This window comes from Streptomyces sp. NPDC001852 (genome assembly GCF_042891825.1).
GTDB lineage: Bacteria > Actinomycetota > Actinomycetes > Streptomycetales > Streptomycetaceae > Streptomyces.
The window spans coordinates 1-16,773 of the sequence record NZ_JBIATN010000024.1 but is presented as its reverse complement, the minus strand read 5'-3'; the positions used below and the strand labels follow the sequence as shown (position 1 = coordinate 16,773).

General features: G+C 71.6%; 13 protein-coding genes and 1 pseudogene. 5 read left to right on the top strand and 9 right to left on the bottom strand.

The genetic code is table 11. The features are described 5' to 3' along the window. Positions 1–163 precede the first annotated feature (163 nt). Complete coding sequence (locus ACFYZB_RS32870) at positions 164–1,318, bottom strand: cystathionine gamma-synthase (protein ID WP_351209170.1); 1,155 nt, start codon at positions 1,316–1,318, stop codon at positions 164–166. Between the two features lie 161 nt (positions 1,319–1,479). Here ACFYZB_RS32870 and ACFYZB_RS32865 point away from each other — a divergent pair, with 161 nt between their 5' ends. After that, the gene (locus ACFYZB_RS32865; protein WP_388764747.1) at positions 1,480–2,598 is read left to right on the top strand and encodes a hypothetical protein; all 1,119 of its coding nucleotides are present in this window, start codon (positions 1,480–1,482) and stop codon (positions 2,596–2,598) included. A gap of 301 nt (positions 2,599–2,899) precedes the next feature. Further along, positions 2,900–3,649 carry a hypothetical protein gene (locus ACFYZB_RS32860; protein ID WP_388764745.1) on the top strand — a complete coding sequence of 250 codons (750 nt, stop codon included), beginning with the start codon at positions 2,900–2,902 and terminating at the stop codon, positions 3,647–3,649. Between the two features lie 173 nt (positions 3,650–3,822). Here the strand turns inward: ACFYZB_RS32860 and ACFYZB_RS32855 are convergent, their stop codons facing one another. Continuing rightward, the gene (locus ACFYZB_RS32855) at positions 3,823–4,866 is read right to left on the bottom strand and encodes an NAD(P)-dependent alcohol dehydrogenase (protein ID WP_351209173.1); all 1,044 of its coding nucleotides are present in this window, start codon (positions 4,864–4,866) and stop codon (positions 3,823–3,825) included. A gap of 171 nt (positions 4,867–5,037) precedes the next feature. Here ACFYZB_RS32855 and ACFYZB_RS32850 point away from each other — a divergent pair, with 171 nt between their 5' ends. Then, positions 5,038–5,946 carry a helix-turn-helix domain-containing protein gene (locus tag ACFYZB_RS32850; RefSeq protein ID WP_388764742.1) on the top strand — a complete coding sequence of 303 codons (909 nt, stop codon included), beginning with the start codon at positions 5,038–5,040 and terminating at the stop codon, positions 5,944–5,946. A gap of 72 nt (positions 5,947–6,018) precedes the next feature. On the opposite strand, the gene ACFYZB_RS32845 is transcribed toward ACFYZB_RS32850, so the two are convergent. From ACFYZB_RS32845 to ACFYZB_RS32830, 4 genes and pseudogenes are all read right to left on the bottom strand, one after another. Continuing rightward, a complete protein-coding gene (locus ACFYZB_RS32845; RefSeq protein ID WP_388764741.1) occupies positions 6,019–9,318 on the bottom strand; it encodes a S8 family serine peptidase in 3,300 nt (1,099 codons plus the stop codon). Positions 9,319–9,532: 214 nt separating this feature from the next. Further along, positions 9,533–9,649: pseudogene (locus ACFYZB_RS32840) on the bottom strand (ABC transporter ATP-binding protein); the annotation flags it as partial. A 52-nt stretch (positions 9,650–9,701) separates the two neighbouring features. After that, positions 9,702–10,949, bottom strand: coding sequence for an Ig-like domain-containing protein (locus tag ACFYZB_RS32835; protein WP_388764739.1), 1,248 nt, complete (start codon positions 10,947–10,949; stop codon positions 9,702–9,704). A 220-nt stretch (positions 10,950–11,169) separates the two neighbouring features. After that, complete coding sequence (locus ACFYZB_RS32830; RefSeq protein ID WP_388764736.1) at positions 11,170–11,514, bottom strand: hypothetical protein; 345 nt, start codon at positions 11,512–11,514, stop codon at positions 11,170–11,172. Positions 11,515–11,623: 109 nt separating this feature from the next. Between ACFYZB_RS32830 and ACFYZB_RS32825 the strand changes: the two genes are divergently transcribed. Beyond that, the gene (locus tag ACFYZB_RS32825) at positions 11,624–11,959 is read left to right on the top strand and encodes an LPXTG cell wall anchor domain-containing protein (protein WP_351209177.1); all 336 of its coding nucleotides are present in this window, start codon (positions 11,624–11,626) and stop codon (positions 11,957–11,959) included. A 120-nt stretch (positions 11,960–12,079) separates the two neighbouring features. Here the strand turns inward: ACFYZB_RS32825 and hutH are convergent, their stop codons facing one another. From hutH to ACFYZB_RS32810, 3 genes are all read right to left on the bottom strand, one after another. Further along, positions 12,080–13,618, bottom strand: a complete 1,539-nt coding sequence (hutH, locus tag ACFYZB_RS32820; RefSeq protein WP_388764927.1) for a histidine ammonia-lyase — start codon at positions 13,616–13,618, stop codon at positions 12,080–12,082. 88 nt (positions 13,619–13,706) lie between these two features. Then, a complete protein-coding gene (locus ACFYZB_RS32815) occupies positions 13,707–14,852 on the bottom strand; it encodes a diguanylate cyclase domain-containing protein (protein ID WP_388764733.1) in 1,146 nt (381 codons plus the stop codon). 184 nt (positions 14,853–15,036) lie between these two features. Beyond that, positions 15,037–15,831, bottom strand: a complete 795-nt coding sequence (locus tag ACFYZB_RS32810) for an enoyl-CoA hydratase/isomerase family protein (RefSeq protein WP_388764731.1) — start codon at positions 15,829–15,831, stop codon at positions 15,037–15,039. 210 nt (positions 15,832–16,041) lie between these two features. Here ACFYZB_RS32810 and ACFYZB_RS32805 point away from each other — a divergent pair, with 210 nt between their 5' ends. Then, the gene (locus ACFYZB_RS32805) at positions 16,042–16,623 is read left to right on the top strand and encodes a hypothetical protein (protein ID WP_388764729.1); all 582 of its coding nucleotides are present in this window, start codon (positions 16,042–16,044) and stop codon (positions 16,621–16,623) included. Positions 16,624–16,773 lie beyond the last annotated feature (150 nt).

The following is a 16,773-nucleotide window of genomic DNA, read 5'->3' as shown; positions in this document are numbered from 1 at the left end:
GTGGTCACGCTGTCCGGGCCCGGCGGCGCGGCGCAGTGGCGGCCGCCGGGCTTCAGGGGGCCGGCACGCCGTCGGTTTCACCTGCTGCCACGGCTTCCGTCCCTGCAGTCGGTGACCGCAAGCCTCCCCCCGCAACCCGTCCCGCGGCAGGCGTTCGTTTCCGTCAGCCCAGGGCCTGCTGGAGGTCCGCCAGCAGGTCGTCGACGTTCTCGATGCCCACGGACAGGCGTACCAGGTCGCCGGGTACCTCCAGCGCGGAACCGGCCGCGGACGCGTGCGTCATCCGGCCGGGGTGCTCGATCAGGGACTCGACGCCGCCGAGCGACTCGCCGAGGGTGAACACCTTGGCCCGGTTGCACACCTCGACCGCGGCCTCCTCGCCGCCCTCGACGCGGAAGGACACCATGCCGCCGAACGCCTTCATCTGCTTCGCGGCGACCTCGTGTCCGGGGTGCTCGGGCAGGCCCGGGTAGAGCACGCTGGTCACGCGCGCGTGCCGGGTCAGCATGTCGGCGATCTTCGTGGCGTTCTCGCTGTGCCGGTCCATCCGCACCGCGAGGGTCTTGGTGCCGCGCAGCACCAGCCAGGAGTCGAAGGGGCCCGCGACGGCGCCCATCGCGTTCTGGTGGTAGGCCAGCTCCTCGCCGAGGCCCTGGTCGGAGACGATCAGCGCGCCGCCCACCACGTCCGAGTGACCGCCCATGTACTTGGTCAGGGAGTGGACGACGACGTCCGCGCCGAGCGACAGCGGCTGCTGGAGGTAGGGCGTGGCGAAGGTGTTGTCGACGACGAGCTTCGCGCCCGCGTCGTGCGCGACGGAGGCGACGGCGGCGATGTCGGTGATGCCGAGCAGCGGGTTGGAGGGGGTCTCCACCCAGACGGCCTTGGTCCTGGGGGTGATCGCGGCCCGTACGGCGGCCGGGTCGCTGGTGTCGGCGACGGACCACTCCACGCCCCAGCGGGTGACGACCTTGGCGAAGAGGCGGAAGGTGCCGCCGTAGGCGTCGTTCGGGATCACCACGTGGTCACCGGGGCTGAGCAGCGTGCGCAGCAGGGTGTCCTCGGCCGCCAGGCCGGACGCGAAGGCGAGGCCGCGACGGCCGCCCTCGAGCGCGGCGAGGTTCTCCTCGAGGGCGGTGCGGGTGGGATTGGCGCTGCGGCTGTACTCGTAGCCGCCGCGCAGCCCGCCGACGCCGTCCTGCTTGTAGGTCGAGACCTGGTAGATCGGCGGGACGACCGCGCCGGTGAGGGGATCCGCGGTGTTGCCCGCGTGGATCGCGAGGGTCTCGAAGTGCTGACTGATGTGCCTGTCGCTCATGTGCACCGAGCGTAGTGCGCCTGACCGGATCCTGAAGCCCACCGGGCTCGAGCGGCACCGGCGAAGGGTTTCCCCTTACCCTGTCATGAACAGATCCGGAGTTTTCCACAGCCTCGCGGCGGGGTTGGCCAATTGTCGGCGGCGTCTGGTTCGCTTGGGGCATGGCGATTCTCTGGCTGCTCATGGCGCTGCTCATGCTGAGCTTCGTGCTGCTCTCGTTCATGCGGCGCAGGCGCGGGGTGATCGAGCAGGTTCCTCCGGGACACCCGGACGCCGCCGACCCGGCGGCCTACGGCTTCGTGCGCCAGGAGGAGCTGGACGTGCGCATGCCCGGCCCGGACCAGGACCTGCTGGACGTCCTGGAGTTGGTGCAGCGCACGCAGGACTATCGCGCGGCCTCCCAGCTGCTGGCCGGCACCGAGGCCGAGGGCGAGCCGCGCTGGCAGCGGGTGCAGGCCTTCGCGGGCGCGGCCGCGCTGGAGCTGCAGCGGCGGCCCGGCGGGGTGCATGAGACGCCGGGCGGCCAGTGGCTGCGGGTGTGGCGCGCCGAGCAGCCCAAGGACGCGGGCTGCGCCGCCGTCTACGCGGAGTTCCTGGTGCAGCAGGCCTGGCGGACGTCGACGCCGGGCACGGACGACTTCCGGATCATCATGGAGGAGGCCCGGGACGCGTGCGCGCAGGCGGCCCTGCTCGCTCCCGGCGACCCGGTGCCGTACATCGTCGAGCTGTCCATCGCCCGTGGACTCGCCTATTCCCAGGCCGAGTTCGACCAGCTGTGGCTGAAGATCCTCGACCGCGCCCCGCATCACATGGGCGCTCATCTGGCCGCGCTGCACTACTGGTGCGAGAAGTGGCACGGCTCGCGCGAGCAGGCGTACGCCTTCGCCGAGGCCGCAGCGGCCCGCGCGCCGCAGGGCTCACTGCTCGCCGCGCTGCCCCTGTTCGCGGTCTTCGAGCACCTTCCCGAGGTGAACCTGGTGGCGAGCTTCTACCAGAGCGAGGTCGTCACCAAGGCGATGCACGGCGCCCTGCACGCGGTGCACTCGGCCCGCCCCGACGACCCCATGCTCGCGCACGTCCGCCATCTGCTGATCTTCTTCCTGGTCCGTGCCGAGCGCTGGCAGGAGGCCATGCACCAGCTGATACACGTGGACGGGCACGTCGGTGCGCTGCCCTGGATGCTGTCCGCCGACCCGGCCGCCGAGTTCGCCCTCTACCGCGCCCTGGCGGTGGCCGGCTACGAGGCCAACGGCGGCAACCCGGCCACCCTCCCCGGCTGAGCCCCGGTCACCCCTGCTCTCCTGCCAACTCCGCGATGAGACGGCGTAGTTCCGCCTGCTCCGCCTCCAGCCGCGCGGCGCGTTCGTCGTCAGCCGGCTGGGCGGACTGAACTGGATGGAGGCCGTCGAGCTGGTCCGGGACCGCGTCCCCGGCGGCAACGCGGCCGCGCTGCCGGGGCTCACGGCGCAGGCAGCCGGCTAATTCCGGCGACGAGGGCGGGCCTTTCCCCGTACATTCGCCGTTCGCGCGGCCATGGAAGCCGCAGAAGCAACAAAGGCTGCAGAACCCGGGGGGAGAGCGATGAGCACGTTTCTGATCGGTGGCGGGTGGGACACCGCCGAGGTGTACGAGCCGTTCGTCCGTGCGGTCGGTGAGGACCGGCGCATCGGGTGTCTGATCGTCGACGAGGGGGACGGGGCGGCGCAGTTCGAGCGGTACGCCGAGGTGCTGCGGAAGGCGGGAGCGGGCACGCCCGTGCCGTTGCTCGTGCCGCTCGGCGGCCGGTTCGAGCCGGAGGCGGCACTGGACGGGGTCGGCGGGCTGCTGGTGTGCGGTGGGCTGACGCCCGCGTACCAGGAGGCACTCGGGGACTGTCTGGAACGGCTGCCGGCGCTGCTCGCGGGGCGTGGGATGCCGTACGCCGGGTTCTCCGCGGGCGCCGCCGTCGCCGCGCGGCGGGCCGTGGTCGGCGGGTGGCTGGCGGACGGGACGCCGGTGTGCCCGGAGGAGACCGGTGAGGATCTGGCGGAGGTCGAGGTACGGGCGGGGCTCGGGCTGGTGCCGTTCGCGGTGGACGTCCACGCCGCCCAGTGGGGGACGCTCGCGCGGCTGATCGCGGTCGTCGGGCGGGGCGCGGCGCCGTACGGGGTCGCCGTGGACGAGAACACCCTGCTCCACGTGGTGGGTGGCGAGGTCAGGGTGGCGGGGCTGGGCCGCGCCCATGTCGTACGGCCGGGCGGGGACGCGGGTGTGCTCGTGCGGGCCTACTCCGCGGGAGAGGGGTTTTCGATCGATCGGACGAGTGGTTCCGATGTGGCTCAGTGGTCATAGGCGGTCAGTGACCTGGTGATGGGTGCGCCGGACGGTGCGGTCGAGAGGGTGTCCGACCCGGTTGTCACAACCCGATGCCGGACACCCTCCCTGCGTCCGTGAACCGCAACCGGAACTACTCGTCCAGCGGTCGCCGGCCCCGATGCCGCCGCGGCCGCGGCGCACGCCGGCTCTCAGATCGTCGCCGTGTCGATCACGAAGCGGTAGCGGACGTCGCTGGACAGCACCCGCTCGTACGCCTCGTTGATCTCCCCGGCGCCGATCAGTTCGATCTCGGCGCCCAGGCCGTGCGCGGCGCAGAAGTCCAGCATCTCCTGGGTCTCGGCGATGCCGCCGATGCCGGAGCTGCTCAGGCTGCGGCGGTGGCCGAAGAGGGACTGCAGGACGATCTGCACGGGCTCCTCCGGGATGCCCACGTTGACCATCGCGCCGTCGGTGCGCAGCAGGGACAGGTAGGCGGCGAAGTCCAGCGGGGCCGAGACGGTGTTCAGGATCAGGTCGAAGGTGCCGGCCAGCTCCTCGAAGGTCTTCGGGTCGCTGGTGGCGTGGTAGTGGGTGGCACCCAGCTTCAGGCCGTCGTCCTTCTTGCGCAGGGACTGGGACAGCACGGTGACCTCGGCGCCGAGGGCGGCCGCGATCTTCACGCCCATGTGGCCCAGGCCGCCGAGACCGACGACCGCGACCTTCTTGCCGGGGCCGGCGTTCCAGTGCCTGAGCGGCGAGTAGGTGGTGATGCCGGCGCACAGCAGCGGGGCCGCCACGTCCAGGGAGAGACCGTCCGGGATGCGGACGACGTAGTTCTCGTCGACGACGATCTTCTGCGAGTAGCCGCCGTAGGTGGGCTGACCGTCCTTGCCGGTGCCGTTGTAGGTCCAGGTCGGGCCGCCGCCCGTGCAGTACTGCTCCAGGCCGGCCCGGCAGTTGTCGCACGCGCGGCAGGAGTCGACCATGCAGCCGACGCCCACCCGGTCACCCACGGCGAACCGCGTCACACCGGGGCCGACCTCGGAGACGACACCCGCGATCTCGTGGCCGGGGACCATCGGAAAGGTGCCGGGGCGCCAGCCGTCCCGGACCTGGTGGATGTCGGAGTGGCAGATACCGGCGAACTTGATGTCGATCAGGACGTCGAACTCGCCGACCGCGCGCCGCTCGATGGTGGTCCGCTCCAGCGGAGCCTTGGCGGCGGGCGCGGCGTACGCAGCAACAGTGGTCATGCCGGGGTTCTCCTAGCAAGGGGGCGTCGTGCCCGGCTGCCTTCCGCCGGGGCACGCTTCCAGCCTGCCGCACGCCCCACCGCTCTCCCAGGTCACGGCTTTGCGTACGACTGCCGTGCCTACCACTGACGGGGTCAGGATGCTGTGCGTACGACCAGGAATACTGGACGTATGGAACGCAGGGACTCGGAGCCGGAGGCGGCCACCGCACGGCACTCGCTGGACCGGCGCGCGGAACTGAGCGAGTTCCTGCGCAGCCGGCGGGCCCGGCTGAAGCCGGAGGACGTGGGGCTGCCGGACTTCGGACGGCACCGGCGGGTGCCGGGGCTGCGCCGCGAGGAGCTGGCACAGCTGGCCGGGGTGTCGGTGGCGTACTACACCCGGCTGGAACAGGGCAACGGACGGAACGTCTCGGCGGAGGTCCTGGACTCGATCGCCCGGGCGCTCAGGCTGTCGGACGCCGAGCACGCGCATCTGACGCACCTGGCCAAGCCCAAGTCGCACAAGAAGAAGCCGGCGGCGCGCCAGCAGCAGGTCCGCGTCGCGCTGCGGCAGCTGCTGGACACGATGGACGGCGTACCGGCGTACGTCGTCGGGCGCCGCTCGGAGATCCTCGCCTGGAACCGGATGGCGGCGGCCCTCTTCGGTGACTGGGCGGAACTGCCGGCGGCGGAGCGGAACTGGGCGCGTCTGACGTTCCTGCGCCCGGACTACCGCGAGCTGTTCGTCGACTGGGAGCAGAAGGCGATCGACATCGTCTGCGCCCTGCGCATGGACGCGGGCTGCCACCCGGACGACCCGAGGCTGTCCGCGCTCGTGGGTGAACTCTCGGTCAAGAGCGAGGAGTTCCGCCGGCTGTGGGCGACGCACGACGTCAAGGAGAAGAGCCACGGCATCAAGCGGATGCGCCATCCGCTGGTGGGCGACCTCTGCCTGCACTTCGAGTCCTTCCGCCTGACGGACGACTCGGAGCAGTCCCTGATCACGTACCACGCCGAGCCCGGCTCCCCGTCCGCCGACTCCCTGCGCCTCCTGGCCAGCTGGGGCACGGACGCGGCCCGCGCGGTGCCGTCGGCGTAGGCCCCCGTACGACGAAGGGGCACCCGGAGCCGTGCTCCGGGTGCCCCTCGCTCGTTCAGCGGGCGCTACGGCTCACTTGCCGAAGTAAGCGTCGTAGATCGTGATCTCGGACGTGTTGCCCTTCCTGTCGGTGATCTCGGAGCGGAAGGAGACGGACCTGCCCTTCGCCGGGTTCTTCACGGTGATCCTGCCGCCCCGGACGTCGACCTTGGTGAAGGTCCTGCCGTCGTAGGAGACGTACACCGCGAGGGACTTCAGGTTGCGGCCCGCGGCCGCGCCCTCGACGGTGACCGGGAAGGTGACCGTCCTCCCGGCCGCGACACAGCTGTCCAGGCCGGTCGTGGCGCCGTAGTGCAGGACGGAGGCCGGGAGCTGGACGGCGGTGCCGGAGACATTCCCGGAGCGGAAGGTCCAGGTCGCGTCGATCCGCGAGGAGGCCCGGGAGACCTTCGCCGAGCGCTTGACCGAGGTGGTCAGCCTGTACGCGGCCTCGCCGGCCGGGACCTTGAAGGTCTCGTCACCGAACAGCGGGTCGGCGTTGGAGCCGACCTCGGTGCCGTCGCGGTACAGGGTCGTGTTCACCGAGGTGAACTCCGAGTACCCGGCGTGCCGGGCGGAGTCGGCGAACAGCGGCAGCGAGCCGTAGATCTCGTTGCCGGTGCGGAACAGCCCGAGGTCCTTGTTGACGTACGGGCCGAAGACCGCGGTGTCGACCGTCCTCGTGTAGCTGTGGCCGGCCCTGAAGGAGGACTGGCCGAGCGTGTAGCCCGCGTCCTGGATCGGGAAGCCGTCCTGGTCGCGTCCGCCGTACTGGCTGAAGGTCAGGTCCCACAGGACCCCGCCGCCCGCGGACAGGTGCAGGGTGCGGGTGCCGGGCAGCTTCTGCGGGAGGTCGACGGAGGAGGCGCCGGAGCTGCCGGGCAGCCAGCCGGTGGCGCTGATCGAACCGGTCTTGCCGCTCGCGGCGGCACCGAGCCGGGCCTTGACGGTGGCCAGCTCGCTCGCCTTCCAGTGCTTGGTGTAGCCGGTGGCGAGCTGCTTGACCGGGCCGCCGGAGGTGACGTCGTACTCCTCGCCCGCGCCCTTGGTCCAGTGGCCGTCCCACTGCTGGAACAACTGGCCGTCGGGCAGCGGCGGGCCCAGGTGGGCGGCGCGGAAGTTCTTGTACGAGTCCAGGAACCAGCTGTAGCTGAACTCGCCGGCACCTGTCGTGACGTCGTACTCCGGCGCGGCGAACTCCGGCTTCGCGCCCGAGGCGGGGACGGTGATGTCCACCGGCCTGGCCCGGCGCGCGTCGATCGTGACGGTCTGCTTCTTGGCGACGGTCAGCTTCGGCTGGGCGATCCAGTCGGTGCCCTTGGTGCCGTTCTTGTCCACGAACACGGCGGAGTTGAGGATGTACGTGCCCTTCGGCAGGCGCACCTTCACCGTGCCGGACGGGTCGTACGGGCTCACCTCCGTGCCGTTCGCGAGTCCGGCGACACCGTTGAGGTCGGCGTTGTAGTACGTGCCCGGCTTGCCGTCACGGCCGATGACCTTCAGCGTGATGTCGTACGACTCCACCTCGCGCTGCACCGCGGCGGCCGTGCGGACGCTCTGGCCGGCGCCGGTCGCGGTCACGTACGCGGAGTAGGCGCCGTCGAGGGAGCCGCCCAGCCTGGTGTCGGCGGTGAGGCCGACGGAGGCCCTGCCGTGCGCCGGAACCGTCAGCCTGGTCGCGCCGAGCCTGAAGAAGCCCGACGGGGCCGCGTGGCCCTTGGGGTCGAGGGCGGTGCTGCTCAGGGTGAGCGTGACGGCCTTGTCGCCGAGGTTGCGGTAGGTCACCTTCCTGGTGACCGGCTTGTCGTCGGTGTGCGGCCACTGCTGCAGCCCGAAGTTCACCGAGACCGGGTCGGCGATCACGGTCTGCCGGTAGGCCCTGTCCACCGCGATACGGCCCGAACCCTGCTGGTACGGCGTGTAGGCGCCGCCCTTGGCGGAGCCGGTCAGTGCGCCCTTCAGCTCGGCGTAGCCCCAGTCGGGGTGCTCCTGCTTCAGGATCGCGGCGGCGCCCGCGACGTGCGGGGTGGCCATCGAGGTGCCGGAGATGGTCAGGTAGCCCTCGGGCTTCTCGCCGACCTCCTGGTCGATGACGCTGCCCTTGGCCGCGGCGGCGGTGATGTCCACGCCGGGCGCGGTGACGTCGGGCTTGATGGCGTAGTCGCCGAGGCGCGGGCCGGTGGAGGAGAAGTCGGCGAGCTTGTCCTTCTTGTCGACGGCGCCGACGGTGAGCGCGGCGTCCGCGCTGCCCGGCGAACCGATGGAGTGCGGGCCGTCGTTGCCCGCGGCGATCGCGAACAGGATGCCCTTGGTGGCGGACAGCTTGTCGACCTCGGCCTCGAGCGGGTCGATGCCGGGGCTGTCGTAGCCGCCGAGGCTGAGGTTGACGACGGAGGCGCCCTGCTGGGCCGCCCACTCCATGCCGGCGAGGATGCCGGAGTCGTCACCGGAGCCGGTGTCGTCCAGGACCTTGCCGTTGAGGATCCTGGCGTCCGGGGCGACTCCCCTGTACTTGCCGCCCGACTTGGCGCCGGTGCCCGCCACGATCGAGGCGACGTGGGTGCCGTGCCCGTAGTGGTCGGTGGCGTCGGCGGCGCCGGAGAAGTTCCTGGACGCGATCACCTGGTCCTTGAGGTCCGGGTGGCCGGTGTCCACACCGGTGTCCAGGACGGCGACCTTCACGCCCTTGCCGGTGTAGCCGGCCTTCCAGGCGACCGGGGCGCCGATCTGCGGCACGGACTTGTCGAGGGAGGCCTGGCGGACGCCGTCGAGCCAGACGTGCGCGATGCCGGAGGCGGTGTCGTCCCCGTCGGTGACGGCGTGCCACAGCCCGGCGGTGTCGTCGGCCGGCGTCTGTACGGCGTCGGCGTCGAGGGCCGCCAGGCTGTGCCGCAGACGGCCGGCCTCCCGGACGTCCGCCTTGGCGGTCCGGGCGGAGCCGTTGTAGCCGACGATGACCTTCAGGCCGTTCTTCTGGGCCCGGCGGGTGGCGGCCTTGGTCAACTCGGTGACGTCGAACAGGCGCTGGTCCAGCTTGCCGGAGGCGACCAGGTGGGCCGCGTCGACCGGGACGACCAGCGTGTGGCCGTCGGTCCTGCGGACCTGGACGGGTATGTGCTCGCGGCCCTTGGCCCGCTGCAGGCCGACGATGCGGCCCTTGGCGTCGAGGACGACACGGTCACCGGTGATGAGGGTGACATGGGTCTTCGCGGAGAGCGCGGAGGCGACGGCCGGGATGCGCTCCGCGGGCTTCGCCGACGCCGGGCTGGTCATACCCGCTGCGAGGGCGACGACTGCGGCCGTGCCCACACCGGCCGCAGCAGCTCTTTTCACTTGTCTGCGCAAGTTCTCCCCCTGGAGATGGAGTACCGGGCGAATTCCCCGTTCGCCCGGCCGGGGGGGTGTCGTGGGTGAGAACGTCAACCCCCCGGGGTCACGCAGAGTATGCCGGGGGGTGATCAGACGGCTCAATAGACAAAAGGACGGTAAGAAATGATGAAGGAGAACTGTTACGCCGCGTCCTGATCGCCGTTACACAACTGCCGGATCAGGCACCGGCGTTCTCCCTCACCGTGATCTTTCCCTTACGGATGGTGGCCGGCCGCGGGGCCTTCTTCGCGATCGCGGAGTCGTGGGTGACCATGACGAAGGTCAACCCGTGCTGGAAACGACGGTGCCGCCCCTGGGGGCGGCACCGGGAAGCTGCCAACGGGGTGTCAGACCGCCGAACCGGCCTTCCACTGGGCCCAGTCCATGTTCCAGCCGTTGAGGCCGTTGTCCGGGGAGACCGTCTTGTCGCCGGTGTTCTGGACGACGACCACGTCACCGATCAGGGAGTGGCCGTAGAACCAGGCGGCCGGAGTGTTCGGGTCGCCGGCGCCCTTGACGTCCTGCAGACCGACACAGCCGTGGCTGGTGTTGACGCTGCCGAAGACGGACGGCGCACCCCAGTAGTTGCCGTGGATGAAGGTGCCCGAGCTGGTCAGGCGCATCGCGTGCGGCACGTCCTTGATGTCGTACTCGCCCTTGCCGTCGGAGTCCTTGAAGCCGACCGTCGCGCCGTTCATCCGGGTCTGGGTGAACTTCTCGGAGATCACCATCTGCCCCTCGTACGTGGTGTGCTCGGGGGAGCCGGCGGAGATCGGGATGGTCTTGACGACCTTGCCGTCCTGCGTGACCTTCATCTGCTTGGTCTTCGCGTCGACGTAGGAGACCTGGTTGCGGCCGATGTGGAAGGTGACTGTCTTCTGCTGGACGCCGTGGACACCGGGCGCGCCCTCGACGCCGTCGAGCGCCATCTTGAGGGTGACGGTGGAGCCTTCCTTCCAGTACTGCTCCGGGCGGCAGTCCATGCGGTTGGCGTTGAACCAGTGGCAGGCGACCTCCTGGCCGCTGCTGGAGCTGACCGTGATGCCCTTCTGCACGGCCGCCTTGTTCGTGATCGCCTTGTCGAAGTTGATCGAGACCGGCATGCCGACACCGACCGTGGAGCCGTTGTCCGGGGTGTAGGTGCCGATGAAGCTGTTGGCCGGCGAGACCGTGGTGAAGGAGGCGTTCTCGTGGGCTATGCGGCCCTGGGAGTCCTTGGCCTCCGCGGCGATCTTGTAGGTGGTGGAGCGCTGCAACTGGGTGCTGGGCTTCCAGCTCAGCTTGTCGGCGGAGAGCTGACCGGGGACGGCCGTGCCGCTCTCGGTGGTCATGGTGACGCCGGTGAGCGTGCCCTTGCTGACGGTGACGGTGCCGGAGTTGTTGATCGACGCGTTGTCGGAGCCGTCCTTCGGCGTGATGGCGATCTGCGCCTGCGAGGACTTCTTCGCCGCCGCCGCGTCGGCCTGGGCCTGGGAGGAGCCGCCCTTGTCGGACGACTTGGAGCTGCCGCCGCCGGAACAGGCCGTGAGGGCCAGGACACCACCGAGCAGTGCGGACGCGGCCATCAGGCCCTTGCGCCGCTTACTGTCCGTCATCACACGCTTCTCCATCGTTGCCGAGTCGCCAGAAACCCCAAAAGCCCCCGCAAGAACCTTCAACGCTACGGCCGTACCGCCCCGTTCCGGATCCCGTGGATCTGTGGGGCACACCACGTCCACGGTGCGCGGGTGGTGCGGGAGTCGGTCCGTGCGTCCCCTGAGACGACGAAACCCCGGACGGCGGTTGCCGTCCGGGGTCATGGGTGCCCCGTGACGCTCAGCCGATGCCGTCCTCTTCTTCGTCGTCCGCCCCATCATCCTCATCCAGGTCCCAGTCCGGCGAGTCCGGGTCGTAGTCGATCCGCTCACTCGACCAGGACGCCTGCTGGAGCTCCACCCCGGGCACCTCGCTGACCAGGTCGAACGGATCCACGAGATAGGCCAGGGCCTCCGCGGTGTCTTCGGTCACAGCTCCCTCGGCCTGGGCCCGCTCCGCCGCCGGCAGCTCCGCGTCGGCGGCGAGCCGGCGCAGCGCGGCCTTGCTCACCTCGTCCTCGTCCTGCACCTCGAGGACGATCTCCACACGAAGTCGTACATACCGTGATGTCTCTTCAGGGTTCATGGCGGGAGCGTACGGCCGAAACCTCCCGTGACTTTCCTGTGACCCGCAACTTTCACTAACATCGCTGCCCACGGCCAATTCGCCAGCGTCACAAGGGGATCGATATTCCGTGTCATCCGCTCGCCGTCCGCTGCTGACCGCCACCGCCGCGGGCACTCTGTTGTGCGCGCTGTGGTTCGTCCCGTCCGCGAACGCCTCGCAGGACTCCTCGGCGGACACCACGGCGAGAGCGAGCGCGGAAACCTCCGCCGCGCATCTGACCCAGCAGGCCAGGGCGGTGTCACAGGCGACCGCCGAGACCGCCCGGGAAGCGGCGGACGACACCGAACTCGCCGACACCGGAAGCATCGACACCACGCCGTACGTCGTCGGCGGCACCCTCTTCCTCGGTGTGGGCGCCGGCTTCGTGGTGTATTCGGTGCGCCGCGAACGCATGGGGTTTTAGTCTCCCTTGAGGGCGCCCTGTCTCGCCGGTGGCCCTCAAGGCCCAGCAGGCCGAGCTGAAGTGACGTGGGAACACGAGGGGCCCTGCACACGGCAGGGCCCCTCTCCGCGTGCGGAGACGTTACTGCAGCGGGCCGGTGACCGACTCCACCGCGGCCACGAGCCGGCCCTCGCGCACGAACGCGTCGGCGGCGGCCAGGTCGGGCGCCAGGAACCGGTCCGGGCCCGGGCCCTGCACACCGGCGGCGCGCACGGCCTCGATCACGGCCTGGGAGGCGGGCGCCGGGGCGAGGCCCTCGCGCAACTCGATGGCCCGGGTGGCCGCGTACAGCTCGACGGCGATGATCCGGGTGAGGTTGCCGACGGCGGTGCGCAGCTTGCGCGCGGCCGACCAGCCCATGGACACGTGGTCCTCCTGCATGGCGGAGGACGGGATGGAGTCCGCGGAGGCGGGCACGGCGAGCCGCTTCAACTCGCTGACCAGCGCGGCCTGCGTGTACTGGGCGATCATCAGCCCGGAGTCGACACCCGCGTCGTCGGCGAGGAACGGCGGCAGACCGTGGCTGCGGTTCTTGTCCAGCAGCCGGTCGGTGCGGCGCTCGGCGATGGAGCCGAGGTCGGCCGCCGCGATGGCGAGGAAGTCCAGGACGTAGGCCACGGGCGCGCCGTGGAAGTTGCCGTTGGACTCCACGCGGCCGTCGGGCAGCACGACCGGGTTGTCGACGGCGGAGGCCAGCTCGCGCTCGGCGACCAGCCGGGCGTGCGCCATGGTGTCGCGCCCGGCGCCGGCGACCTGCGGGGCGCAGCGCACGGAGTAGGCGTCCTGGACACGCGGGGCGTCGTCCTGGTGGTGCCCGGTGAGCTGCGAACCCTTCAGCACGGCCAGCATGTTGGCGGCGCTGGCACCCTGGCCCGGATGCGGCCGGATGGCGTGCAGCTCCGGCGCGAGCACCTTGTCCGTGCCGAGCAGCGCCTCCAGGCTGAGGGCGGCGGTGACATCGGCGGACTTGTAGAGGGTGTCGAGGTCGGCGAGGGCCATGATCAGCATGCCGAGCATGCCGTCGGTGCCGTTGAGGAGGGCGAGGCCCTCCTTCTCGCGCAGCTCGACCGGCTTGATCCCGTGCTCGGCGAGCAGCTCACCGGCGGGCCGTACGACCCCGTCGGGCCCTTCCGCGTCCCCCTCGCCCATGAGGGCCAGGGCGCAGTGGGACAGCGGGGCCAGGTCGCCGGAGCAGCCGAGGGAGCCGTACTCGTGCACGACCGGGGTGATCCCGGCGTTGAGGACATCCGCCATGGTCTGCGCGACCTCGGGCCGGACGCCGGTGTGCCCGGAGCAGACGGTCTTCAGGCGCAGGAACATCAGGGCCCGTACGACCTCGCGCTCCACCCGCGGGCCCATGCCGGCCGCGTGCGAGCGGACGATGTTGCGCTGCAGCTGGGCGCGCAGTTCCTGGCTGATGTGCCGGGTCGCCAGCGCGCCGAAACCGGTCGAGACGCCGTAGACCGGGTCCGGCTTGGCCGCCAGCGCGTCCACGATCTCGCGGGCCGCGGCGAGGGCCGCCACCGCTTCGGCCGACAGCTCGACGCGGGCACCGCCGCGCGCCACGGCGAGCACGTCGGACGCCGTGACACCCGACGTCCCCACCACCACAGTGTGCATATCCATATTCAGGAGCGTACGCATTGAATGCAGAGATGTCACTAGTGGAGTACGGGAGCGACCCTTACCGGTTCGTGTGGGCTTCGCCTCACGGCCGGCGCCCACGGAACCGGCGCCGCTCGGCGGGCGCCACGTGCGGCGGCTCGTCGGCCAGCCGGACGACCGGATCGTCCGGACCCTCCCGCCCCGCCACCACCGGCCGGTCGGCGCGCAGGGCCTTGGCACGGTACTGGGCGGCGTCGGCGAGCCGGAACAGCCGCCGCGCGTCCCGCACCTCACCGATCGGATCCTCGGTCGAGGCGACCCCGCACGCCACGCCTTCGCCGAGCTCCAACTCCCCTGCCCTGCGGCACAGTTCATCGGCGGCCTTGACGACGTCGTCGGCGGGCGGCCCCACGGCCAGCAGACAGAACTCGTCCCCGCCGAGCCGCGCGACCAGCGCGCCCCGCACCATGGCGCCGCACAGCGACAGCACCGAACCGAAGCGCTCCAGGAGCCGGTCGCCGACGGCGTGCCCGAGGGTGTCGTTCACCCGTTTCAGCCCGTTGAGATCGCAGACGACCAGGCTGACGGCCACACCCTGCGTACGGTGCCGCTCGACCGCCTCCTCCAGGCGTACGTCGACGGCCCGGCGGTTGGCGAGTCCGGTGAGGGCGTCGGTGTACGCGAGCCGGCGGGCCTCCTCCAGCCGCTCGGTCTGCGCGAGCCCGGCGGCGACGACGGCGGCCAGCACGGTCGCGAAGTCGGCGTCGGCGCGGTCGAACACGGGGGCGTCGACGGCGCGGGCGACGTACAACTCGCCCCAGGCCCTGCCGTGCAGCAGGACCGGGGCGACGACGCAGCACCCCCGGCCGCGGCGGCGCAGCGCGGCGACCCGCTGATGGAAGTAGCCGGGGGTGCCGGCGGCGGTCCCCTCGGCGGTCTCCACCCACGCGTTCGGTCCGCCCCCGCCGGCCCACCGCTCGTGCAGGAACTCGGTGATCTCCGGGAACTGGTGCACCGGGTAGGCCTCGGACTCGGGGAACTCCTCCTCGTCCGGACGCCTGTCCCCCACGTTCACGAGGACGCGCAGGCGGCCCAGCTCCCGCTCCCACACCGACAGCGCGGCGAAGCTGCCGTCCAGCGCCCGGCAGGCGCCGAGCGCGGCGGCCCGCCATGCCCCTGCCGGGGTGTGCGCGGCTGCCATGCCCTGTGCCAGCGCCACGACTGCGGCCAGCCGCCTGTCCTCGCCCATTACTCCAGGTTAGGTAGGATTTGGGGGAATCGGGACATTGGCGGGGCGAACAGGTGGAGGGGGACCGTGCGGCTACGGGCCCGGGGCTGCGGGACCGTTGCCGGGTGCGGGTCCGCGGTGGCTGGTCGCACCCACGCGGCGGAGCCGTGTATCAGCACAGGGCGCCCATGAGGCGCAGGGCCGCCTACTCCCCCGGCCACTCCGGCTTGCGCTTCTCGTTGAAGGCCGCCACGCCCTCCGCACGGTCCCCCGAGAAGGCCACCGAACGCCACGCCGCGTCCTCGACCTCCAGGCCCGCCCGCAGATCCAGGCCATGCCCCAGCCGCAGTGCCCGCTTGGCGGCCCGCAGCCCGACCGGAGAGTTGCCGGCGATGGTGGCGGCCAGCGCCAGCGCCTCCTCGCGGTCGCGACCCTCGGCCACCACCCGGTCGACCAGCCCCAGCTCGGCCGCCTCCGCCGCCTCCACCCGCCGCGCGGAGAAGATCAGCTCGGCCGCCCGCGCCGCGCCGATGCGCCGCGGCAGCAGCTGGGTACCGCCGCCCCCGGGAATCACGCCCACGGACACCTCCGGCAGCCCCACCACCGCCGTACCGTCCGCCACGATCAGGTCGCAGGACAGGGCCAGTTCGAAACCTCCGCCCAGCGCGAAGCCGTGCACCGCCGCGATCGTCGGCATCGGCAGCTCCAGTACCCCGGTGTACGCACCGCGCGTCACCGGCCGCTGCCGCAGCAGGTCGGCGTCGCTGAAGGAGTTCCGCTCCTTCAGGTCCGCTCCGACGCAGAACGCCCGCTCGTGGGACGAGGTCAGGACCACCACGCGCGCGTCCCGGTCGCCGGCCAGCGCCGTGCACGCGGCGGAGAGGGAGCGGGCCATCTGTGTCGAGACGGCGTTCATGGCCTTGGGCCGGTCCATGACCAGCTCCGCGACATGCCCGTGCCGCCGCACCAGCACGAACTCCCCGAACCGCTCCTCGCTCATGACATCCTCCGGCTCACGTGTTAACGCGGGTTAACGCACTGCTCGGCCCGATCATCGCAGCCGTACCCGATCGCAGGAAAGTCCAGGGGGCTACGCCCGTTCGAGTGACATCCCGGCCGTCTCACCCCACATCGCCCACAGGAGCGCATAGCGTGCGTCCGCCACGGCGCGCCCGGGGCGCGGCCGGGAGGGGAACCGGGGAGGGGAACCATGGCACCGACACCTGCACAGGCCCGTACGGACGACGGGGACGAAGGGCCCGTACGGCGCGGGCGGCACCGCAAACCGCGCCCCCGCAAGGTGCTGCTCGCCGCCGGCGGTCTCGCCCTGGCCGCGGGTGTGCTCAGCCTGGTCCGGGTCTCGGCCGAGTCCGGCGCCGGCGCCCCGGGCACGGCAGAGGCCGAGCCCCGCGTCGGCGCGGGCGACGGCGCCACGGACCATGCGGCGAACACCGCCGCCACGGCCACCCCGCTGCCCTCGGCGACCTCCGTCATGGGCGGCAGAAGCCTCGCACCGACCCCCACGGCCACACCCACCGGCCCGGCCACGTCCGGGGCACCGGCGCGGGGCACCGCCGTACCGAGCGCGACCGGCCTCCCGACCGCCACGTCCGCCACCCCGGGCACCACACCCCATCCCTCGGCGACGACGTCCGCGCCGCGCCCGGCCCCGACCACCGCCGAGCCGGCCCCGACCACACCGGCGCCCACCCACGGCACCCCCGCCCCGGGCCCGGGCGGGCTGTGCGTACCGGTGCTGGGCCTGTGCGTGGACGCGGCCACCGGTCACTAGGGCCTGTCTGACAATTCGCGTCGTCGCCCGAAGGGCGGCCGCGCGGCGTCAGGTACGTGCTCTGGGGGTCCCCCCGGCCGAAGGCTGGGGGAGTGCCGGCCCCAGACCCTCGTACTGGACGTACTTGGGTCTGGGGCCGGTGCGGCGAGA